Origin of the sequence: Nocardia sp. CDC153 (genome assembly GCF_035818515.1) — a bacterium.
Taxonomy (GTDB): Bacteria; Actinomycetota; Actinomycetes; order Mycobacteriales; family Mycobacteriaceae; genus Nocardia.
Genome location: NZ_JAYKYU010000001.1, coordinates 385,498 through 406,555, shown reverse-complemented (window position 1 = coordinate 406,555; position 21,058 = coordinate 385,498). Strand labels below are relative to the sequence as shown.

Below are 21,058 nucleotides of genomic sequence, written 5' to 3'. Positions count from 1 at the left end.
CGTCCGCTATTTGAGGAGGCGGGACATGCGGCGGTCGGCGAGGATCTTGCCGGCGGTCTGGCAGGTGGGGCAGTACTGGAACGACTTGTCGGCGTAGGAGACTTCGCGGACGGTGTCGCCGCAGACGGGGCAGGGGAGGCCGGTGCGGGCGTGGACCTGGAAGCCGGAGCGTTTTTCGCCCTTGAGGCGGGCGGCGTCCTGGCCCACCGAGCGTTGGATGGCGTCGGAGAGGGTGGCGCGCATGGCGGAGTAGAGGCGGGCCAGCTGTTCGGCGTCCAGGGTGCCGGAGTTCGCGAAGGGGGAAAGCTTTGCCGAGTGCAGGATCTCATCGGAGTAGGCATTGCCGATGCCCGCGATGAGGGTCTGGTCGGTGAGGGCGTTCTTCACCCGCGCGGAGGTGCCGTGCAGGAGCTCGGCGAATTCGGGTTCGCTCACCGCGAGGGCGTCGGGGCCGAGGCGGGCAATGCCGGGAATCGAGAGCGGGTCCTCGGTCACCCACACGGCCAGCCGCTTCTTGGTGCCCGCCTCGGTGAGATCGAATGCGGGCGTGGCCCCTTCGGGGGTGAAGAAGTGCACCCGCAGGGCCAGCGGACCCTTCCCGGGTTTGGGCGGACCGGCTCCCGGCTCGTCGATCCAGCGCAGCCACCCGCCCCGCGACAGGTGCGTGATCAACCACAGCCCGCCGCAATCCATCCCGAGATGCTTGCCCCAATGCCCCACCCCGGTGACATCGCGGCCCTGCAGCGCGGTCACCGGCGGATCGAAGGTCTTCAGCACACTCAGCGCCGCCACATCGACCCGCCCCACGACCGCACCCACCGCATGCTCGGCCAGAAACTGCTCGAGCGCCACGATCTCCGGTAGCTCAGGCACAACCCGCAGCCTACCGACCAGGACCGACTCTGTCCTTCCACGATCGGTGGCGTGCCGCTAACCGACCCGGGGCTTGGGGTAGGTGTCACGGAAGACGGTGTGGGCGAGCGGTCGGCGGCCGGGGTGCCGTCGGGTTTCGGCGGGGTGGCCGACCGACATGAGCAGGGCGATGGCCAGATCGTCGCGGTCCTCGATGCCGATCACCTTCTTGACCTTGGCCTCGTCCCACCCGTTCATCGGGGAGGTGGCCAGGCCGAGTTCGGTGGCGGCGAGCATGACGTAGGCGGCGGCGATCATGGCGTCCTTGACCGCGTATTCGCGCAGCAGGTCGCGTTCGGCCAGGGACCGCTGGAATTCGGTGGAGGCGGCGGCGAATCCGGCGATGAACTCGTCGTTCCAGGCGTGATTGCGGCGGGCCAGGTCGAAGATGTCGGTGCGGTCGGCGCGCCAGGCGTGGGGTTCGGCGACGAAGACGAGCATGACCGGGGCCTCCTGCGGCTGTGGCTGCCCATCGGTCGCCCAGGTCAGGCCCTCGCGGCCAACCGGATCGGTGACCACGACCAGCGATCGGTCCTGGAGATTCCAGCTGGACGGGGCTTCCATCGCCAGTTCGAGGAGTGTTTCGAGGGCCTCGGGTGCGATGGGATCGGGGCGGTAATGGCGGACGGTGCGGCGGGTGCGGATCGCGTCGGCGACGCTCAGCTGTGTCATGCCACTAACTATTGGAGAGTGACACTCTTTCGGGAAGACGGCACTAAATAGTGCGTTACTCTCGTTGGGGTGACGACGGTCGAATCCTCCGGTCTCCCCGCCGATGTCTACTCGGCCAAATGCCCCACTCGGCAGGTCCTCGACCACATCGCGGGGAAATGGACCGTCCTGGTGATCGATTCACTCATGCAGCAGGGCACGCTGCGCTACACCGACCTGGCCCGGCGCATCGGCGGCGTCTCCCAGAAGATGCTCACCCAGACCCTGCGCAGCCTGGAGGCCGACGGATTCCTCACCCGCACGGTGCATCCCACGATTCCCCCGCGCGTGGAGTACGAACTGACCCCGCTGGGCCGCAGCCTCGCCGAACCCATTGCCGCCCTGCGACAGTGGACCGAGGAGCACATCAACGAGATCGAGCGCGCCAGGGCCGCCGCCCGCGCGTGAGCGACGATCGCGGATGCGAATCCGTCAGTCGCGGAACCGCTCTCGCAGCAGGAACCGCTGCACCTTGCCGCTGGGCGTCTTGGGCAGTTCGGGGACGAAGTGGACGCGCCGCGGATAGACGTGCGCGGCCAGCTTCTGTTTGACGAGCTGCTGGAGCTCGGCGACCAACGCGTCATCGGGTTCGACGCCCGGCGTGGGCACCGCGATCGCGATCAGCACCTCCCCGCGCAGCTCGTCGGGCACGCCGATGACGGCCGCCTCCGCGATCGAATCATGTCCGGTGAGAACGCTTTCCACCTCGAACGGCCCGATCCGATAGCCCGCCATCAGAATCACGTCGTCGTCGCGGGAGGCGAAGGTGAAGTAGCCGTCCTCGTCCCGGGAGGCCACATCGCCGGTCAAGTACCACTGCCCATCCGCGGTGAACCGCTTGGCGCTGGCCTCGGGTGCGTTGCGGTAGCCGCGGAAGGTGAGCAGCGGGCTCGAGGTCGCGATGGCCACCCGTCCGGCCGCACCCGGCGCGGCGGGAACCTCGGAGTCCAAGTCGAGGATCTCGACGGTGTACCCGGGCATCGGATGCCCCATGGACCCGATCTTGATGTCCGCCAACAGATCCGGATGCCAGGCGTTGACCACGGTCATACCGGTCTCGGTCTGCCCGTAATGATCGCGAATCGCCACGCCGAGCGTCCGCTCCGACCAGGTGATGACATCCGGGGTGAGCGGCTCCCCCGCCGACGACAACCGCCGCAGCGAAACCCCCTCGGGGACGGGAGCATTGCGCAGCGCGCGGTAAACCGTCGGCGCGGCAGCGAAATTGGTGACACCGAAGTGCGCCAACACCCGCCAGGTCAGGACCGGATCGAAAGCAGCGCAGACCAGCAGACTCCGCCGCCCCTTGGCCATGGGCGCGAGAATGGCGATGTAGAGCCCGTAGGCCCACCCGGGATCGGCGATATTCCAGAACACGTCGTCGTCGGCGTAGTCGATGCCGTATTCGAGATACATGACCACGCCCGCCATGCCGCCCAACCGCATGGGCACGGCCTTGGGCGTCCCGGTGGTGCCGGAGGTGAACAGCTCGACCAGCACGCCGTCACCGCCAATGGTCACGGATTTCGGCGCGGGGCCGGCGTTTTCGAGCAGCTCCCCGAACGCCACATCATCACCCTCGGGCACGCCGGTGGTGATGACCCGCCACTCGCGCTCGGCCGGAAGATCCTCCCCCGGTGCGAGTTTGGCCCGCTGCGCCCCATCGGTGATGACGAATTTGGTGTCATTGCCCGTGACCCGCATGGCGATCGCACCGGGCGCGAACGCGGTGAACAGCGGCACATGCACCGCCCCGAGCCGCCAAATGGCCAACAGCGCGATGACCAACTCCTGCGACTTCCCCATCAGCGTGGCGACCCGATCCCCTTCCACCACACCGAGTTCCGCGAGCCCGGCGGCCACCCGCTCGGACTTCTCCCGCAACTCCCCGAAGGTCACATCGACACTGCTCAAATCCGGCTGCACAAAGGTGAAGGCAACCGCGTCGGCAGGATGCCGATCGCACAGCAACTCTGCCGCATTGGCATCGGCCGCACCGTACTCGTCGCGAAGTTGCTCGGCCCGTTGAATCGGGGATGTCATGCAGCGACTATTGACGCCTCGCCAGTAAGAGTCAATAGCTGACGCTGAGACGGCATCGCGGGACGGGTCAGAGCCCGCGGCGCAACAGGTAAATGTCCATGATCCAGCCCTTGGATTCGCGCAATTCGGTGCGGCGGCTGGCGATGCGGTCCTCGACCTCGCGGAGGGGGCCTTCGATGATGAGTTCGTCGGGCATGCCGAGGTAGGCGCCCCACCAGATGTGGATGTCGTGGCCGGGGAGTTGGGTGAAGGAGCAGTCGGCGTCGAGCATGACCAGGGTGGATTGGCCGGGGGCGAGGCCGTCGTCGCGGAGTTTGCGGCCGGTGGTGATGTGGAGGGGTTCGCCGATCTCGTGCAGGACCATGCGGTGGGCGGCGGCCAGGGCCTGGACGCTGGTGATGCCGGGGATCACCTCGTAGTCGAAGTGGATGCGCTCGCGCTGCAGCACCCGCTCGACGATGCGCAGGGTGCTGTCGTACAGCGACGGGTCGCCCCACACGAGAATGCCGCCCACGCCGTCGGTTTCGGCGAAGGCCCGTTCCAGGAGTTCGGCGCGCGCCTCGTGCCAGTCGGCGACCGCGCCCTGGTAGGCGGCGTCCGCACCGCTGCCCGGGACGCTGCGGTCGCGCGGCGGGTCGGTGATCTCCACGACCTTGTGCGGCTGTGTCGCGTGTTCGGCCAGGATGGTGGCGCGCACGTCCACCAGTTCCTGTTTCTCGGCGCCCTTGCCGATGACAAAGAACACGTTTACCTGGCGCATCGCCTTGATGGCCTGCACCGTCACCTGGTCCGGGTCACCCGCCCCGATTCCGATCACGAACAACTTCCGCACGGGCATAACTTAGCCATGCCGGGAAGTGCGTAAGCTTGCCAGGCGTGGAGAGCGCCCGAGATACCCAGTACGAGGACCTGCTCCGGCTGGTCCTGGAGTCCGGCACCCCCAAGGCGGATCGCACGGGTACCGGCACCCGCAGCATCTTCGGCCATCAGCTGCGCTACGACCTGTCACAGGGCTTTCCGCTGATCACCACCAAGAAGGTGCATCTGAAGTCGATCGTCTACGAGTTGCTGTGGTTCCTGCGCGGCGATTCGAATGTGAAGTGGCTGCAGGAGCACGGCGTCACCATCTGGGACGAATGGGCCGACCGCAATGGCGAATTGGGCCCGGTCTACGGCGTGCAGTGGCGGTCCTGGCCGACGCCGGACGGCACCCACATCGATCAGATCTCACAGGTGCTGCAGACCCTGCGCACCGACCCGGATTCGCGCCGCATGATCGTCTCGGCGTGGAACGTCTCGGAGCTGGACAAGATGGCCCTGGCTCCCTGCCACGCCTTCTTCCAGTTCTATGTGGCCGACGGCAAGCTCTCGTGCCAGCTGTATCAGCGCAGCGCCGACCTGTTCCTGGGCGTGCCGTTCAATATCGCCAGCTACGCCCTGCTGACCCACATGGTGGCGCAGCAGACCGAGCTGCTGCCCGGCGAGTTCATCTGGACCGGCGGCGATGTGCACATCTACGACAATCACGTGGAGCAGGTGCGCGAGCAGCTGACCCGCGAGCCCTACCCGTTCCCCAAGCTGCACCTGCGGCCCACCACCTCGCTGTTCGACTACGAGTACGAGGACGTGGAAGTCCAGGATTACCAGCATCATCCGGCCATCAAGGCCCCCGTCGCCGTATGAGCCGCACGATCGGGCTGATCTGGGCGCAGACGCCGAAGGGAATCATCGGGCGGGACAATGCGATTCCGTGGCGGGTGCCCGAGGACATGGCGCATTTCAAGGACGTCACCTGGGGGCATCCGGTGGTGATGGGTCGCCGAACCTGGGATTCGCTGCCCGCGCGTTTCCGCCCCCTGGAGGGTCGCCGCAATATCGTCGTGACCCGGCAACCCGACTGGTCGGCCGAGGGCGCGGAGCGGGCGGGCTCCCTCGCCGAGGCGCTCGAGCTGGCCGGTGACGGGCCGGTCTGGGTCGCGGGTGGCGGCGAAATCTACCGTGCCGCAATGCCTCTCGCGACCGAGCTGCTGGTCACCGAGGTGGACGCCGATATCGACGGCGACACCCTCGCCCCGATCATCGCGCCGGAATGGCGGGCCGATGACGCGGAATGGCAGGAGTCCGCGAAGGGTCTGCGCTATCGGTTCCGTCGTTATACACGGTAAGTCCGATAACGCGAATATCCCACCTACGGCAATTCCCGCACACACGCCTCGAAACAGCCGATCGGCCCGGTCGCGTCCGGCATACTCAGCGATACTCCGGCGAAAGGCAGTCCATGGACAAGAAATCGCTGACCGCGGTCGCTCGCCAGCAGCTCAAGCTGGCGGCCACGGCCTCGAGCGGACGCAGTTCGATGACCATCTGCGGGGGTCACACCCACAGCCTGCGTCAAACGGTGATCGCGATGACGGCCGGACAGACCCTGGCCGAACACGAGAATCCCGGCGAGGCGACGCTCATCGTCCTGTCCGGAGTGCTGACCTTGATCAGCGGCACCAATGAGTGGAAGGGTTCGGCCGGGGACCTGATTGTGATCCCCAACGCCCGCCACAGCGTGAAGGCCATCGATGACGTGGCGTTTCTCCTGACCGTGGCCAAGTAGCCCGGCCGACACCGACCCACCGCGCGCGTCGGCCGTCGGGGTCGGGGCCTAGGCTGATGATCATGGGTGAGCCACAGCCGATCTTCGATCCGCTCACACCGGCCGCGATCTTCCTCGTCGCCACGATCGACGAGGGTGGCGAGGCGGTGGTGCGGGATGTGCTCGCGGACCTGCCCGGATTGCGCCGCTCCGTCGGCTTCCGGGTGCCCGGTTCGGGTCTCGCGTGCATCACCAGCATCGGCTCGCAGGCGTGGGACCGGCTCTTCAGCGGGCCGAAACCCGCCCGGCTGCACGAGTTTCCGGGATTCCTCGGTGCGAAGCACCAGGCCCCGGCCACGCCCGGCGATCTGCTGTTCCACCTCAAGGCCGAAACCCAGGACGCCTGTTTCGAATTGGCGATGAAGATCGCCGAGCGGCTCGCGGGCGCGGCCACCATCGTGGATCAGACGGTGGGCTTCCGCTACTTCGAGCAGCGCGATCTGCTCGGGTTCGTGGACGGCACCGAGAATCCGGAGGGTCAGCTCGCCGCCACCGCCGCGCTGGTGGGTGACGAGGATCCCGAATTCGCGGGCGGCAGTTACGTCACCGTGCAGAAGTACCTGCACGATCTGGATTCGTGGAAGGCGCTGTCGGTCACCGAGCAGGAAAAGGTCATCGGGCGAACCAAACTCGACGACTTCGAACTGTCCGACGACGAGAAGCCCGCGAATTCCCATGTGGCCGTGAACGACCAGGACACAAACGGCAATATCATCCGCGCGAACATGCCGTTCGGGTCGGTCAAGGACGGCGAATTCGGCACGTACTTCATCGCTTACGCGGATGATCCGGCGGTCACCGAGACCATGCTGACCCGCATGTTCCTGGGCAGCCCGGACGCCGCCTACGACCGCATCCTGGATTTCTCCACCGCCGTCACCGGCACCTCGTTCTTCGCCCCGCCCGCGGGGTTCTTCGACGCGCTGCCGGACGCTCCCGCCCCGGCGGCGGCAGTACTCCGGGAATCTCCGGCAACCAATGGCGTTGTGTCGGGGGACGGATCCCTCGGTATCGGGACGCTGAGAAGGAGTTGAGCATGAACAATCTGCACCGCGAACTCGCGCCCATTACCTCGGAGGCTTGGTCGGCCATCGAGGAGGAGGCGACGCGAACCTTCAAGCGGCACATCGCCGGTCGCCGGGTGGTGGATCTGTCCGGCCCGCACGGCACCGATTTCTCCGCGGTCGGCGTGGGCCGCACCACCGTCATCGGCTCCCCCGGTGACGGCGTGCAGGCCCGCCAGCGCGTGGTGGTGCCGGTGGTGGAGTTGCGGGTGCCGTTCACGCTCTCGCGCGAGCAGCTCGACAATGTCGAGCGTGGCGCGCGCGACACCGATCTGGACGCGGTGAAGGACGCCGCCAAGAAGATCGCGTTCGCCGAGGACCGGGCCATTTTCGAGGGCTATCCGGCGGCGGGCATCACCGGCATTCGGGCCACCACCTCGTGCGAGCCGGTGAAGCTGCCCGGCGACCCGCGGCTGGCCCCCGAGGCCGTGGCGCAGGCGCTGAGCAAGCTGCGGCTGGCGGGTGTGGACGGTCCGTATTCGGTGCTGTTGTCCGCGGATCTGTACACCGCGGTGAGCGAGACCTCCGACCACGGCCACCCGATTCGCACCCATATCGAGCGGCTCATCGACGGCGAGATCATCTGGGCCCCGGCCATCGACGGCGCGTTCGTCTTGTCCACGCGCGGTGGGGATTTCGATCTGCAGCTGGGCCAGGATCTGTCGATCGGCTATCTGTCGCACGATGCGGAGTCGGTACAGCTGTACTTCCAGGAGAGTCTGACGTTCCTGGTGTACACCGCCGAGGCGGCGGTCGCGCTGGAGGCCTGACCTCGATCGCGTGCTCAGTTGATCCGGAAGCGGTTTCGATACTCCGTCGGCGTGGTGTCCAGGACGCGCCGGAAGGCCCGGGTGAGGGTGTCGGTGGTATTGAAACCACACAGGGTCGCGACCCGTTCGAGGGTGTTGTCGGTCGTTTCGAGCTGATGGCGCGCGAATTCGACTCGCGCGGACTCGATATAGGCCGCCGGGGTGGTGCCGAGGTCGGTCTTGAAGATGCGCGTCAGCTGTCGCTCGCTGACGTGCGCCCGGGCCGCGAGATCGGCGACCGTGAGCTGCCCGGCGATATTGCGTGTGATGTAGTGCCGCAGATCGTCGATGCGCCGCGTCGTCGAGATCGGTTCCAGCGTCGCGCTGAATTGGCTCTGTCCGCCGGGCCTTTTCAGGAACATGACGAGCTGGCGGGCCACGCGCAGCGCGAGCGCGTCACCGAAATCGTCGGCGACCAGGGCGAGCGCCAGATCCAGGCAGGCGGTGAGTCCCGCACCGGTCCAGACGTTCTGGTCGCGAATGAAGATCGGGTCGGCGTCGACCTCGACGGCCGGATGCTCGGCCGCCAACTGTCCCGCCGTGGACCAGTGCGTGGTGGCGCGCTTGCCGTCGAGCAGCCCGGCATCGGCGAGGATGTGCGCGCCCACGCACACCGAGGCGATGCGGCGCGTGTGCGCGGCGAGGGTTCGCACCCATTCGACCACCCCGGGATCGCTGAGCGCGCGCACCCGCCCGTCACCGTCGACCTCGACCGAACCCGGCACCACGAGGGTGTCGATGGCGCGCTCGGCGATCTGCGCGAAGGTGACGTCCGGCAGCACGCGCACGTCCGCGGAGGTCGTCACCGGATCCAGCGTCTCGGCGGCGAGAACCACCTGATACCCGGTCTCCCCCCGCATCTCTCGCTGTAGGAGCGCGAACACCTCCGGCGGCCCGGTGACGTCCAGCAGATCGACGCGATCGAACAGCACGATCACGACGAATCGTTCGATGACGCCCACGGTCCTCCGTCCGCCGGATTCGGCAATGTCCGGATCTGCAGGTTACATGACATTTCCGACACGGCCGCCGGGTCATAGCGTGGAAAACGTCCGCCGCACACGGCGGTTCGGACCTGTAACCAGGAGGAATATCCATGTCCGCGCAGACCCTGCGTGACCTCGGCGGCCTCGATCAGACCCCGGCCACCCTGGCCGACTCCACCCTGATCCTGGTCGACTACCAGAACACCTACACCCGCGGCGTCATGGAACTGACCGGTTGGCAGCCCGCCCTGGACGCGGCCGCCGCGCTGCTCACCCGGGCCCGCGCGGCCGGTGCGAAGGTCATCCACATCGTGAACGACGGTGGCGTGGGCACCCCCTACGACATCACCGCCGAGATCGGGCGAATCCATCCCGCCGTGGCCCCGATCGAGGGCGAACCCGTTGTGGTCAAGGCGGTTCCGAACGCGTTCGTCGGCACCGATCTGGCCGAGCGAGTGGATGCCGCGGGCAATGCCGATGTCATCATCGCCGGTTTCATGACCCACATGTGCGTCACCTTCACCGCCGAGGGCGCGTTCCTGCGCGGCAACCGTCCGACGGTTGTCGCCGACGCCTCGGCGACGCGCCCGCTGAAGTCGGCGGCGGGCGAGGTCACCGCCGAACAGCTGCACGACAGCGCGCTGGCCACCATCGCCGACCTCTACGGCGTCGTCGTCGCCTCGGGCTCGGACCTGAACTGACCCGCTCGGGCCGAAATGCTCACCGCCGCAGCGGAATCCGCTCCTCGGATCAGGGTTGGCGGGGCATGGCCCGGCTGGTGTGGAGGTAGCGGGCGGCGTGGCCGTCGCCGTTCGTCACCGCGTCGCCGGGGTTGCGGCCATCGCCCGTGATCAGGGCGTAGACGGGGTGGCGACCCCGGACGGGGTGGGCGGCGATGAGGGCGTCGGGGCGCAGGCGCAGCAGTTCCATGCGGTCGGGGGTCGGGCCGAGGGCGGCCTCGGGGGTGAGCGGTGTGGTCGACAGCCAGGCCCGGCCGTCGGGGTCGACATCGATGACGTGCTCGAACATGACCGAGCGGTAGCGCCCGGCGACCAGTGCGGCATTCACCGGTTCGGGGCGGGCGGGCGGCACGGCGCGGGCGGGCAGCCGGACGCCCGCGTGCACCCAGAGCAGGTCCCCGACCAGATCCTGGTAGAGCGCGTACGCGTCACCCCCGTTGGCCAGCACCGCGATTGCCACGCCCGCACCGGGGGCGACGCGCAGGAAGGCGGTCTGGCCGAGGGTGCTGCCGTCGTGGCCGAACAGTCCGGTGCCGTCCGGGTCGAACAGCTGCCAGCCCAAGCCCCAGTGCGTGCCGTAGCCGATGGCGGGGACCTCGACCTGGGGGCTCGTCATCGCCTGAACCGCGGATTCGGACAGCAGCCGGACCCCCTCGGCGGTGCGCCCGCCCGACAGGTGCAGCCGCGCGAAGTCCAGCAGCTCACGCGCGGGCATGGCCAGGCGCGCGCCCGCCGGGGCGTTCGAGGCCGGAAGCGCCCACACCGGTACGGGTTCCGCGCCGGGACCCGGCGCGGATTCGATGTGCCCGACCGCGGCACGGAACAGGATCGCCTCGTCCGCGTCGGCGGCGACCCGGCGCAGCCCGAGCGGGGCCGCCAGCCGCTCGCGCAGCACGGCGTCGAAAGGCTTGCCGCGCAAGACTTCCAGCACGCGGCCGAGCAGCACGTACCCGCTGTTGCAATAGGAGAACATCGCGCCGGGCCGGTGGACCTGCCCGGCGTCGGCGATGGCGGGCACGAATTTGGCCACCGCGTCCGCGCCGCGCCCGGTGTCGAGGAACAGGTCACCGTCGATGCCCGAGGTGTGGCACAGCAGCTGTCGGATGGTGATGGCGGCCGCGGCCGTCTCATCACGCAGCCGGAACTCGGGCAGGTAGCGGCGCAGCGGCGCGTCCAGCTCGAGCAGCCCCTCGTCGGCGAGCTCCATGATCAGCGTCGCCGTCCACGCCTTGGTGATCGACCCGATCTGGAATACCGAATCCGTCGTCGCCGCAACCCCGGTCGCGATATTGAGCATCCCGGCCGCCGCATCCGCGATCTCGCCGTCGGCCAGCACCGCCACCTGCGCGCCCGGCACCCCGTGCGCGTCGATGAGCTCGGCCAGTCGGCTCTCGAGTTCGGCCGCCTGCGGCATGTCCGGCTCCTTCCCGTGATCGGAACCGCGCCGCGTGATCCGCTAGGCCAGGGCTTCGTTCCAAGGTTTGATACGCCAGGAGCTGACCACGCCGTTCACTACGAACGGGTCACTTTCGGCGAATTGCCGCGCGGATTCCTCCGTCGTGAAAACCGCCATCGAACCATCGGTCTGCGGATCGGCGAAGGTTCCGATCATGAGCAGCTCGCCGCGATCGGCGAACTCCCGCCACCGCGCACAGTGCTCCGCGAAGTAGGCGGGAGCCCGATCGGCCACATCGGGGGCCGAGTCGTAGAACAGGACGTACTTCATGCCTGCACTCTAGGTGCCTGCGGGTACGGTGACCGGCAGTCGGTTTCGGGAGGCGGTGGCGGATGGTGCGGGCAGGCGTGGTGCCGGGGCGGCGCGTGGCCGGGTACGCGATCGCGGGGGTGATCGTGGTGGGGGTCGTCTGCGCGGGGACCGTCGGGGCGTTCGGGGTGAATCGGATATTCACCGGGCTGTTCTTCGGGGCGGCCGTGGCCGTTGCCGCGCTGATCGTGCTGTTCGGGCGGGACGGGGTGGAGTTGACCGAGGAGACGATCGTGCGGCGGACGCCGTGGGGTGCGTCGGCCGTCGAGTGGGAGCGGGTGGTGGCGGGGCGGTTCACGCTCGGTGAGAAGGGGCGGTGGACGCTGGCGCTGGATCTCAACGGCGGGGAGGAACCGCACGGGGAGTTGGTCCTGCTGTCGATTCCGCCTGTGGTGCGGCCGATTTCGAACGCCTATGACATGCGCAAACGCGAACAGGTGAATGAGATTCGAACCATTCTGCGGCACAAGCGGATTCCGGTGACCATTCTCCCGGAGATCGCCGAAGCCCTGCGGTACCACTGGAAGATCGCGCCGCCCACCCGTTGAACCCGGACCGCGCGCCTAGGGGAAATCCCTGAGGCATCGACGACCGCAGGAGGATGCCCGCCCCGCGCGGCGCCGCCAAAATCCTTGGGGTGGCCGGTGATCGCAGCGTTCTCTACAGAACCTCACAGCCACGGCAGATGGGATGCACAGCGGCAGGTGTGAGGGTGTTGATCGTGGCGTTGAGTGTTGTGGCGGAGGATTTCCGCCGGTACGGATGGACGGTCGAGACGGCGGACGAGGGCGTCGAGCTGATCACCGACGAGCGGATCGCCGCCATCGAACTGACCGGTTCCGTCGCCGCCGGGGTGCGCCGATACCTGCGCGCCAACAATCTGTCCGGGCCGGTGCTCGAGGTCATGGGACCGCAGCGGCGGGAGATCCACCTGGTCGTCGGCGTGGCGAAGGCCGCGCGGGCCATCGAGAGTCTGCGGGCCGCCGGGGCGATCGTCCACACCGACGGCGCGCGGGTGCCGCTGCCCGGTCCGGGCCGCGCGCTCGCCTGGAGTGTCATGCCCCACGAGGCGCGCTGGGTCCCACCGGTGGTGGCGCTCGCGGCCGCGGTGCGGGCCGTCGGCGGGTTCGAACGCGGGCTCGGCCGGGTGGCCTGCTAACCCCGCGCTATCGCGGCTGGCTAGGGTGAAACGGTGATTCGCACCGCGGCGCTGGCTCATATCCGGGATCGGCGAATGCTGCAGACCCGGTCCACCGGCAAGACCGTCTTCTATATGGCGGGCGGCAAGATCGACCCGGGCGAAACACCGGAAATGGCGCTGCACAGGGAGATTCGCGAGGAACTCGGCGTGGGCGCCACCGCCGTCAGCGAATTGGGGGTGTTCGAGGCCGAGGCGTACGGCCACGCACCCGGCACCCGCCTGCACATGACCTGCTTCCTGGGCGAACTCACCGCCGCACCCGAGCCGTCGGGCGAGATCGCCGAGCTGCGCTGGTTCACCCTCGACGAATACGCCGCCATGGACGAGGTCGCCCCCGGATCGCTCCTGGTCTTCCGCCGCCTCCACACCCTGGGCCTGATCGACTGACCACCAGCCTGATCGGCTGAGCGTCGAATGGGTCGCGAGGGCAAGGCCCTCGCACTCCCAATTCCCTGCCGAAGGCAGGGGTGCTGTAACCACCCCCCGTATTCCTGAATGGCAGCTACGCCAACCGGATCCGCGTGGGGCGCGGTGGTCCGGGTTCCGGATCGCACCGAATCAAGGGTGATTGCAGTGATCAAACCGCTTACTATGCTCGCCGCGGCCGTGCTGGCCACGGGTGGCCTCGGCGTCGGGACGGTCGCCGACAGCCGTCTGCCGGTGGCCGAAACCCGGGCGGACAGCGCCTGTCTGTGGGCGGGCGGCGCGCACCCGCAGGGCTCGGAGGTCGTCGCGGGCGGGTTCACCTACACCTGCGGCGGCGATGCCGCCGGACCGCACTGGTTCCGAGGCGGTCCGGGCGGCGCGAGCACGGTGCCCAATCCGGGCGCGGATTCGAATCCGGCGGGCCGTTTCAGCGCGGGCGCGCGCCAGCCCGGCACCGATTACGACGACTACTGCGTGGGCGACGAGCTCATCGCCGGTGTCGAGGATCAATTCGAGGCCGTGCCGACCAGCGGCGGCCTGCTGTGGAAGTCCGCGGGCCCGGTGTCGGGCTGGACCTTCGATCCCGGTGTGGTGCAACCGAAGTCGTCGACCCGTTCCTCCGGCCTGTGCCGGGACGGTCAGCTGCTCTGAGCCGCGTCGGCGGGTTCCCCGGTGTAGGGCCGATTCGGAATGAGCGTCGCGGAGGCCAGCCCGAGCAGCAGGAACAGCGCCGCGGCCAGCAGGGTGGTGCGGGTGGAGTCGGTGAACGCCCGGGTGAGCGCGTCCAGAATGGCCGCGGCGCCGTGGTGTTCGCGCACCCCGGCGATCGCGCCGCCCGCCGACTCCCGGGTCGCGATGGCGAGGGTGTCGGCGGATTGCTTGGGCAGGTCCGGCACCTTCGACAGTCGCTTGGGCAGATCGTGGGCCAGCGCCGCCGACAGCAGCGCACCGATGAGCGCGGTACCGAAGGCCGACCCGACCTGCCGCACCGTGGACTGGGTGGCCGAGCCCTGCCCCGAATTGTCCGGCGGCACATCGGCGAGCACGGTCCCGGTGAGTTGCGCCGAGGCCATGCCGAGGCCGATGCCGTACCCGATCAACAGCACGGCCAGCCACCAGCCGGAGAGGTGCGGGGTGACGAACAGCGCGGTCAGGGCCACCGCCACGGCCTCGAAGGCGAGGCCGAGCTGCACCACCCGCACCGGCCCGAACTTTCGCACCAGCCCCTCGGCGATGCCCGCGGCGAGAAACGCGCCGACCGCCATGGCCGCCAACACATAGCCCGCGCCGAGCGTGGACAGCCCGAGCACGTTCACCATGAACAGCGGCAGCACGAACAGCAGCCCGAACTCGCCCAGCGCCACCATGAACGCGGTGATATTGCCCCACCGGAAGCTCGGAATCCGGAACAGCGCCGGATCCAGCAGCGCCGACCGCCCGATCAGCACCCGGTGCTGCTCCCAGCGCAGGAACAGCAGCAGCGCGAGCACCCCGAGCGCGAGCAGGATCGGAATCGGCGAAATCGGCGCGGTGGTCGGCCAATTCCATCCGGCGAGCGGGAATTCCCGCAGCGGCTGCCACCACCCGTAGGTCTGCCCCTCGATGAGCGCGAACACCAGCAGCGCGAAACCCGCTGCGCTGAGCAGGAATCCGTCCACGTCGAGTCCGGGCGCGGCCTTGCCCATGCGGGTCTCCGGCACGAACAGCACCAGCCCGATGAGCACCAGCGCGCCCAGCGGCAGGTTCACCAGGAAGATCCACGGCCAGGTGAAGTAAGTGGTGAGCCAGCCGCCGAGCAGCGGCCCGACGGCGGCGACACCGGAGATGACCGACCCCCACACCGCGAAGGCGATGACCCGGTCGCGCCCGCGGAAGATGGCGTTCACGGTGGCCAGCGTCCCGGGCATGACCCCGGCCGCGCCGATGCCCTGCACGATGCGGCCCAGAATCAGCGGCCAGGCCCCGTGCGCCCGCGCCGCCAGCACGCTGCCGAGCAGGAAGACGACCACACCCAGCGCGAACATGGTCCGCCGCCCCAGTCGGTCGCCCAGGCGTCCGCTGGTGATCAGCAGCGCGGCCAGCACGACCGCGTAGATGCTGTTGATCCATTGCGCCTGAGTGAAATTCAGCTGCAGCTCAGCGATGATGACGGGCAGCGAGACCGCGACAATGGTGCCGTCGAGCACCACCATGGACAGTCCCAGCGCGAGCACGCCGAGGGTGATCCATTTCTTGCGACCCAGGTCTAGCTGCGTTTCCGTCATCCATCGCTCCTGAACAGCCGTCCGAAGAACCCGATGTGCGCAAATGGCCACCAATGTGCCGCATGACCGTTTGACAGTCTAGGTGCAGGTGTCTGGTCAGCTGAACATTTGCAGACCGCTCGCCACGGAACGTGGCCTGGGCGGATCGGATACGTTGGATCATGTGTCGATGTTGAAGGGTTCCAACGTTCCGGTGGCGGTCTCCGAGGTTCGGATCGAGCTGGGATGGCAGACGGGACCCGGGGTTCCCGACGCCGATGCCTCCGCGCTGTTGCTCTCCGGCGGGCGGGTCCGCTCCGACGCCGATTTCGTCTTCTACAACCAGCCGTCGCACGCCTCGGGCGCGGTCCGCCACCACGGCAAGCGGCTGGGCCCGCAGGTGGTGGACGTGCTGTCGGTGGATCTGGCCCGCGTGGAGCCGCAGATCGACACGATTGTGGTGGCGGCCTCGGCCGACGGCGGCACCTTCGCCCAATTGCGGGGCCTGCACGTGCGTTTGGTGGATCCGCGCGGTGCGGAGCTGGCCCGGTTCGACAGCACCGACGCCGCCTCGGAGACGGCCTTCGTGCTCGGCGAGCTGTATCGCCGCGACGGCGGCTGGAAATTCCGCGCCGTCGGTCAGGGCTACGACTCCGGACTCGCCGGACTGGCAACCGATTTCGGCATCTCGGTCGACGAACCGGCCGTGCCCCAACCGATTACGCCGCAGATGCCGCGGGTGCCGCAGCGGCCACCGGTGCCGCCGATGCCACCGCCCATCGCGCCCCAGCGGCCGCCGATTCCCCCGCAGCCGATCGCGCCCCCTCCGCCCCCGATGCCGCCGCAGCCCATCGCCCCGCCCGTCCCGGAGCGCCGGGTCGAGCTGGGCAAGATCTCCCTGACCAAGGAGGCCCCGGCGGTCTCGCTGACCAAGCAGGGTGCGACCGGCGGCATCATGCGGGTCAATTTGAACTGGTCGGTTCCGAGTTCGGGCGGGTTGTTCGGTCGCAAGCGCGGCGGCAATGGCGGCCTGGATCTGGATCTGTGCGCCTTCTGGGAGCTGGCCGACGGGTCCAAGGGGTGTGTGAGCGCGCTCGACACCTTCGGCAACCTGCACAAGCCGCCGTTCATCGCCCTGGACCAGGACGATCGGACCGGCGGCAGCGCGGCGGGTGAGAACCTGTCGATCAATCTCGATCACACCGCCGACTTCCGCCGCATCCTGGTGTTCGCCTCGCTCTACGAGGGCGCGCAGGACTTCCGCGGTGTGCACGCGACCGCGACCCTGTACCCCCGCAATTCGCCGCCGATCGAGATGGAAGTGACCGGCTGCCACGATGATTCGCGGGAGATGGTGCTGGCGCTCATCGAGAACCACGGCGGCGAGCTGGTGGTGCGCCGCGAGGGCCGGTTCGTGCGGCCGCCGGAGGGTCGGCGCTTCTGGGGCAAGCTGGCGGTGGATCAGGCCTACGGGTGGGGGCTCAAATGGGGCACCTCGAAGGGCAAATCCTGACGGTCCGGTCGGATCAGTCCCGGTCGGGCGGGAACTGAGCGGCCAATTCCAATCCGGCGGTGCGGACTTCGGCCAGCGATCCGGGCCAGCACAGCAGCCGCAGAATCGCGTCGGGGATGAGCTGTTCGGCGTACTCCGGTGCCGCGCCCTCGTCGGAGCGCATATTGATGACCGATTCGACCAGCCGGAACGGCAGCAGTTCGGCCCCGGCCACGGCATCCGTCCCGGCCTCGGCGATGACGGTCGCGGACAGGGTTTCGTAGTGCCCGCGCAGTTCGTCGCGGCGCTCCCGGAATCGGGTGAAGCGCTCGCTGCGCAGCTCGGGTAGGAGATACAGCGCGCCAAGATTCCAGCGGCTGGCGCGCAGCTGGCTGACGTCGAACCAGGCCAGCGCGTACAGCTTGACCGCCGCGGGCTCGGTCCGGTCGACCAGCTTGCCCGCGAGTTCCAGTGGCGTGGTGACGGTTTCGCCGAGCAGCGCGTCGAGGATGTCGTCCTTGGCGGCGAAGTGGTGATACAGCGAGGCCTGCCGGATGCCGACCGCGTCGGCGACCGCGCGGGTGGAGGTATTGCCGTAGCCATGGGTGGTGAACAACTCGGCGGCGGCGTCGAGGATTTCGGCGCGTGGGGTCTGGCCTGCGCGGCGGCGGGGTTCGAGTCGAGGACGGCCGGGTCCGAGTTGGGTCACGTATGCCATTCTGTCCTACTCGCCGGGCCGACCTGCGAGGTGAGTTTTCTGTCATTTGACAGAAATACCGGCAATGCAGAAGTTACGCCCGGCCATCTGACCGATACAACGGCGTCACCGGGCGAGCGATCGCGGACGGAAAACTTTCAATCGATAGATATTCCCCTCGTGAAAGACCCGCCGCCATGGTTGCCTCCGCCGATGCCATCGCCCCCGACCACCCGCCGAGCCTTCCCGACACCACCTCGAACTCCGACAGCGCCGACCTCGCGCGCTTCGGCTACCAGCCCATTCTGCATCGCAAGCTGGGCCGCTACGCCTCCTTCGCCGCCGGATTCTCCTTCGTCTCCATCCTGACCACGATCTTCCAGTTCTTCGGCTTCGGCTACTCCTTCGGGGGCGCGGCCTTCTTCTGGACCTGGCCGATCGTGTTCGCGGGCCAGTTCCTGGTGGCGCTGAACTTCGCGGAACTGGCGGCGCGCTACCCGATCTCGGGCTGTATCTACCAGTGGTCGCGGCGACTGGCCGGGGAGGTGGTGGGCTGGTTCGCGGGCTGGATGATGATCATCGCGCAGATCGTCACCGCCGCGGCGGCCGCCATCGCGCTGCAGGTGGTGCTGCCGAGCATCTGGTCCGGATTCCAGCTGATCGGCACCGACAGCGATCTCACCTCGCGCGACGGTGCCTCGAACGCGGTGCTGCTGGGCAGTGTGCTGCTGGTGGTCACCACGGTCATCAATGTGGTGGGCATCGACTGGATGGCACGCATCAATTCCCTCGGCGTGACCATCGAGATCGTCGGCGTGTGCGCGGTGATCGCGGTCTTCTTCACCCACACCGATCGCGGGCCGGGCGTGGTCACCCACACCGATCAGGCCGCGAGCGGGCCGTACTGGGCCGCGTTCCTGGCGTCGGGGCTGATGGCCGCCTATGTGATGGTCGGATTCGATTCCGCCGGTGAGCTTTCCGAGGAGACCAAGAATCCGCGCCACGTCGCGCCGCGCACCATTCTCTCGGCGCTGGCGGTCTCGGCGCTGGGCGGCGGGCTGATCCTGTTGGGCGCCCTCATGGCCGCGCCGAGCCTGAGCGACGGGTCGCTGGCCAGCGGCGGTCTGGCGTACGTGATCGAGGCCAAGCTGACCACGGTGCCCGGCAAGATCGTGCTGGCCTGTGTGGCGTGCGCGATCACGGTGTGCACCTTGGCGATTCAGACGGCGGGCTCGCGCCTGCTGTTCTCCATGGCCCGCGACGGTCGGCTGCCGTTCGCCAAGCCGCTGTCGACGGTGCATCCGCGCTTCGGCACCCCGGTGTGGCCCGCCGTCGTGATCGGCGTGCTCGGCATCGGACTGCTGGCGCTCAACCTGGGCAACGCCGCCATGTTCGCGACCCTGGCCAGTGTCTGCATCGTCATGCTGTACCTGGCGTATCTGCTGGTCACGGTCCCGCTGCTGGTGCGGCGCGTCAAGGGCTGGCCCGCCGATGTCGCCGGTGACGCCGCGGGCACGAAGCTGTTCGCGTTGGGCCGCTTCGGCATTCCGATCAATGCCCTGGCCGTGGTGTGGGGCATCGCCATGGCGGTGAACCTGGCCTGGCCGCGCAGCGCGGTCTACACCCCGACCGGTGGCGGCTGGTGGATGCTCTGGGCCGCACCGCTGTTCGTGCTGATCACGGTGGCGGTGGGCGCGGTGGTGCACCGCATCGTGACGCCCGCGCGCGGACTGGTCGAGGCCGTGCCCGCCACCCAGATCGCCTGAACCCCGGGGAGATTGGCGATGATCGCGCCCCAACCCGACCCCCGCCTGCACGGTCGCCCCGAGCTGGCCATGCTGCTCGACGACCTGCTGCGCCGCGCCTGGCGGCGGTGGCGCGATCACCGGACGGGTGCCCCGCCCGCACATCGGGCGACCGAAGACATTCGAGGAACGGAGGAGTAATGACCACAGCCGATACCACCGGTGCGCGCGAGCACGCCCGCGCCCAGGCGGCCGCCGCGAGCCGGATCGGGCCCGAGCTGCCCGCCGGGGTCGAAGCCGCGAGAATCACGTTCGCCCAGCGTATTCCGGCGAATGGTTACGCGAATGTGGTGCTGGCACGCGGTACCCGGGTGCGACTGTCGGATCCGTTCGGCGCGGCGTGCGCGCACCTGTTGCTGCTGCGTGCCGAATCTCCCTGGGAGCGGCTGAATGTCGCCGACACGGTGAAGGTGCCGTGGCAGGCGTACCTGGGTGTCGGGCATCCGCTGCTGTCGGATCAGGGGCGGGTGCTGGCCACGGTGGTGGCGGATTCGTCGGGCCGCCACGACACGCTGTGCGGGCCTTCGCCCACCGCGCGGGAGCGGCTGCGGCTGGCGGGGGTCAAGCAGGGGCTCGAGCCACGGGACATCGGGCCGACGGTGTCGTTCTTCCGAGGCGTGCGGGTGGAATCCGATGGGGCGCTGACGATGTCCGGCGGTTCCGGTGCCGGTGCGGCGGTCGACCTGCTCGTGCACCTGCCGGTGACGGTGCTGGTGGCCAATGCCGAGCATCCCCTGGACCCCACTCCCCCGACCGATCTCGACCTGGTGGCCTGGTCCGCGCCCGAAGAGCTCTCGGCCGCCCACAACACCGACCCGGAATACCTGCGCGCGGTGGAGAACACCGAACGGGATTGGCACGCACGCACTCTGGAGGCCCTCGCATGATCACCGCCGCTCGCACCGTCGTCCTGGACGAGACCGTCCCCGCCCGCGCGCCCTGGTCGGCCGTGGTGCGCGCCGGGGACCAGCTCGAGATCATCGACCTGCACGGCAATCAGGCCGTGGACTGCCTGCTCTACAGCGCCGCCGATCACACCGACCGCTACAGCGCGCAGGCCACCATCACCGCGCAGCGCAATATCTTTCTCGGCACCGGCAGCGTGCTGCTGACCGAGACCGGCACGCCGCTCATGACGGTGGTCGCCGACGAGGTCGGCAATCACGACACGGTGGCGGGCGCGTGCTCGCAGGAGTCCAATACGCTGCGCTACGGCCATCACACCCGGCATCAGCACGCCTGCGTGGAGAACTTCCTCGACGAGGGGCTGAAGTGGGGGCTGGGCAAGCGCGATCTGGTCTCGAATATCAACTGGTTCATGAATGTTCCGGTCGAGGCCGACGGCACGCTGGGCATTGTGGACGGGCTGTCCGCGCCGGGGAAGAAGATCACCTTGCGCGCGGAGATCGACACGCTGGTGCTGGTCTCGAACTGCCCGCAGATCAACAACCCCTGCAATGGCTTCGATCCGACCCCGGTGCGGATGGTGGTGACCCGATGACGGCCGTCCTGCCGGAGCT

General features: G+C 68.6%; 25 protein-coding genes. 16 read left to right on the top strand and 9 right to left on the bottom strand.

What is annotated here, in order from left to right; genetic code table 11:
* Positions 1–6: 6 nt before the first annotated feature.
* A complete protein-coding gene (locus tag VMT65_RS01710; protein WP_326306125.1) occupies positions 7–873 on the bottom strand; it encodes an Fpg/Nei family DNA glycosylase in 867 nt (288 codons plus the stop codon).
* Positions 874–930: 57 nt separating this feature from the next.
* A complete protein-coding gene (locus VMT65_RS01705; RefSeq protein WP_326306124.1) occupies positions 931–1,584 on the bottom strand; it encodes a nitroreductase family protein in 654 nt (217 codons plus the stop codon).
* A 69-nt stretch (positions 1,585–1,653) separates the two neighbouring features.
* On the opposite strand from VMT65_RS01705, the gene VMT65_RS01700 reads away from it, so the two are divergent.
* A complete protein-coding gene (locus tag VMT65_RS01700; protein ID WP_326306123.1) occupies positions 1,654–2,031 on the top strand; it encodes a winged helix-turn-helix transcriptional regulator in 378 nt (125 codons plus the stop codon).
* A gap of 24 nt (positions 2,032–2,055) precedes the next feature.
* Here VMT65_RS01700 and VMT65_RS01695 read toward each other — a convergent pair whose 3' ends face one another.
* Both VMT65_RS01695 and cobF read right to left on the bottom strand, forming a co-directional pair.
* Positions 2,056–3,666 (bottom strand): AMP-binding protein, encoded by a 1,611-nt coding sequence (locus VMT65_RS01695; RefSeq protein WP_326306122.1) that lies wholly within the window; start codon positions 3,664–3,666, stop codon positions 2,056–2,058.
* Between the two features lie 67 nt (positions 3,667–3,733).
* Positions 3,734–4,498 carry a precorrin-6A synthase (deacetylating) gene (cobF, locus tag VMT65_RS01690; RefSeq protein WP_326306121.1) on the bottom strand — a complete coding sequence of 255 codons (765 nt, stop codon included), beginning with the start codon at positions 4,496–4,498 and terminating at the stop codon, positions 3,734–3,736.
* 44 nt (positions 4,499–4,542) lie between these two features.
* On the opposite strand from cobF, the gene VMT65_RS01685 reads away from it, so the two are divergent.
* From VMT65_RS01685 to VMT65_RS01665, 5 genes are all read left to right on the top strand, one after another.
* Entirely contained in the window at positions 4,543–5,349 is an 807-nt protein-coding gene (locus VMT65_RS01685) for a thymidylate synthase (protein WP_326306120.1), read from the top strand.
* Positions 5,346–5,831 carry a dihydrofolate reductase gene (locus VMT65_RS01680; protein WP_326306119.1) on the top strand — a complete coding sequence of 162 codons (486 nt, stop codon included), beginning with the start codon at positions 5,346–5,348 and terminating at the stop codon, positions 5,829–5,831. The genes VMT65_RS01685 and VMT65_RS01680 overlap by 4 nt, the downstream gene beginning before the upstream one ends.
* Before the next feature lie 113 nt (positions 5,832–5,944).
* Positions 5,945–6,271, top strand: a complete 327-nt coding sequence (locus VMT65_RS01675; protein WP_326306118.1) for a cupin domain-containing protein — start codon at positions 5,945–5,947, stop codon at positions 6,269–6,271.
* Positions 6,272–6,333: 62 nt separating this feature from the next.
* A complete protein-coding gene (locus VMT65_RS01670; protein ID WP_326306117.1) occupies positions 6,334–7,344 on the top strand; it encodes a Dyp-type peroxidase in 1,011 nt (336 codons plus the stop codon).
* 2 nt (positions 7,345–7,346) lie between these two features.
* Positions 7,347–8,144 carry a family 1 encapsulin nanocompartment shell protein gene (locus tag VMT65_RS01665; protein ID WP_326306116.1) on the top strand — a complete coding sequence of 266 codons (798 nt, stop codon included), beginning with the start codon at positions 7,347–7,349 and terminating at the stop codon, positions 8,142–8,144.
* Between the two features lie 14 nt (positions 8,145–8,158).
* Here VMT65_RS01665 and VMT65_RS01660 read toward each other — a convergent pair whose 3' ends face one another.
* Positions 8,159–9,145: a GlxA family transcriptional regulator gene (locus tag VMT65_RS01660; protein ID WP_326306115.1), complete on the bottom strand. Its 987-nt coding sequence runs from the start codon at positions 9,143–9,145 to the stop codon at positions 8,159–8,161.
* 134 nt (positions 9,146–9,279) lie between these two features.
* On the opposite strand from VMT65_RS01660, the gene VMT65_RS01655 reads away from it, so the two are divergent.
* Positions 9,280–9,870 carry an isochorismatase family protein gene (locus VMT65_RS01655; RefSeq protein WP_326306114.1) on the top strand — a complete coding sequence of 197 codons (591 nt, stop codon included), beginning with the start codon at positions 9,280–9,282 and terminating at the stop codon, positions 9,868–9,870.
* 49 nt (positions 9,871–9,919) lie between these two features.
* On the opposite strand, the gene VMT65_RS01650 is transcribed toward VMT65_RS01655, so the two are convergent.
* Together VMT65_RS01650 and VMT65_RS01645 are read right to left on the bottom strand one after the other, a co-directional pair.
* Positions 9,920–11,323, bottom strand: a complete 1,404-nt coding sequence (locus VMT65_RS01650; protein ID WP_326306113.1) for a serine hydrolase domain-containing protein — start codon at positions 11,321–11,323, stop codon at positions 9,920–9,922.
* A gap of 42 nt (positions 11,324–11,365) precedes the next feature.
* Positions 11,366–11,635 carry a YciI family protein gene (locus tag VMT65_RS01645; RefSeq protein ID WP_326306112.1) on the bottom strand — a complete coding sequence of 90 codons (270 nt, stop codon included), beginning with the start codon at positions 11,633–11,635 and terminating at the stop codon, positions 11,366–11,368.
* Between the two features lie 62 nt (positions 11,636–11,697).
* Here VMT65_RS01645 and VMT65_RS01640 point away from each other — a divergent pair, with 62 nt between their 5' ends.
* The 4 genes from VMT65_RS01640 (at position 11,698) to VMT65_RS01625 (ending at position 13,952) form a co-directional block, all read left to right on the top strand.
* Positions 11,698–12,222, top strand: a complete 525-nt coding sequence (locus VMT65_RS01640; protein ID WP_326306111.1) for a hypothetical protein — start codon at positions 11,698–11,700, stop codon at positions 12,220–12,222.
* 173 nt (positions 12,223–12,395) lie between these two features.
* Positions 12,396–12,833 (top strand): hypothetical protein, encoded by a 438-nt coding sequence (locus tag VMT65_RS01635; RefSeq protein ID WP_326306110.1) that lies wholly within the window; start codon positions 12,396–12,398, stop codon positions 12,831–12,833.
* Between the two features lie 33 nt (positions 12,834–12,866).
* Complete coding sequence (locus tag VMT65_RS01630) at positions 12,867–13,262, top strand: NUDIX hydrolase (RefSeq protein ID WP_326306109.1); 396 nt, start codon at positions 12,867–12,869, stop codon at positions 13,260–13,262.
* A 186-nt stretch (positions 13,263–13,448) separates the two neighbouring features.
* Entirely contained in the window at positions 13,449–13,952 is a 504-nt protein-coding gene (locus VMT65_RS01625) for a hypothetical protein (protein WP_326306108.1), read from the top strand.
* Here VMT65_RS01625 and VMT65_RS01620 read toward each other — a convergent pair.
* Positions 13,940–15,565: an MFS transporter gene (locus VMT65_RS01620; RefSeq protein ID WP_326306107.1), complete on the bottom strand. Its 1,626-nt coding sequence runs from the start codon at positions 15,563–15,565 to the stop codon at positions 13,940–13,942. The two genes, VMT65_RS01625 and VMT65_RS01620, sit on opposite strands and share 13 nt — an antisense overlap.
* 169 nt (positions 15,566–15,734) lie before the next feature.
* On the opposite strand from VMT65_RS01620, the gene VMT65_RS01615 reads away from it, so the two are divergent.
* Positions 15,735–17,057, top strand: coding sequence for a TerD family protein (locus tag VMT65_RS01615; RefSeq protein WP_326306106.1), 1,323 nt, complete (start codon positions 15,735–15,737; stop codon positions 17,055–17,057).
* Positions 17,058–17,070: 13 nt separating this feature from the next.
* Here the strand turns inward: VMT65_RS01615 and VMT65_RS01610 are convergent, their stop codons facing one another.
* Positions 17,071–17,745, bottom strand: a complete 675-nt coding sequence (locus VMT65_RS01610; RefSeq protein ID WP_326306105.1) for a TetR/AcrR family transcriptional regulator — start codon at positions 17,743–17,745, stop codon at positions 17,071–17,073.
* A gap of 185 nt (positions 17,746–17,930) precedes the next feature.
* On the opposite strand from VMT65_RS01610, the gene VMT65_RS01605 reads away from it, so the two are divergent.
* Genes VMT65_RS01605 through VMT65_RS01590 form a run of 4 tightly spaced genes read left to right on the top strand, consistent with a single transcriptional unit; the run spans position 17,931 to position 21,039 of the window.
* The gene (locus VMT65_RS01605; protein WP_326306104.1) at positions 17,931–19,499 is read left to right on the top strand and encodes an amino acid permease; all 1,569 of its coding nucleotides are present in this window, start codon (positions 17,931–17,933) and stop codon (positions 19,497–19,499) included.
* 18 nt (positions 19,500–19,517) lie between these two features.
* On the top strand, positions 19,518–19,679 hold the full coding sequence (locus tag VMT65_RS01600) for a hypothetical protein (protein ID WP_326306103.1): 162 nt from the start codon (positions 19,518–19,520) through the stop codon (positions 19,677–19,679).
* Positions 19,679–20,425, top strand: coding sequence for a DUF1989 domain-containing protein (locus tag VMT65_RS01595; protein WP_326306102.1), 747 nt, complete (start codon positions 19,679–19,681; stop codon positions 20,423–20,425). The genes VMT65_RS01600 and VMT65_RS01595 overlap by 1 nt, the downstream gene beginning before the upstream one ends.
* Positions 20,422–21,039 carry an urea amidolyase associated protein UAAP2 gene (locus VMT65_RS01590; protein WP_326306101.1) on the top strand — a complete coding sequence of 206 codons (618 nt, stop codon included), beginning with the start codon at positions 20,422–20,424 and terminating at the stop codon, positions 21,037–21,039. Before VMT65_RS01595 ends, VMT65_RS01590 begins: the two co-directional genes overlap by 4 nt.
* The last annotated feature ends 19 nt before the right edge of the window (positions 21,040–21,058 follow it).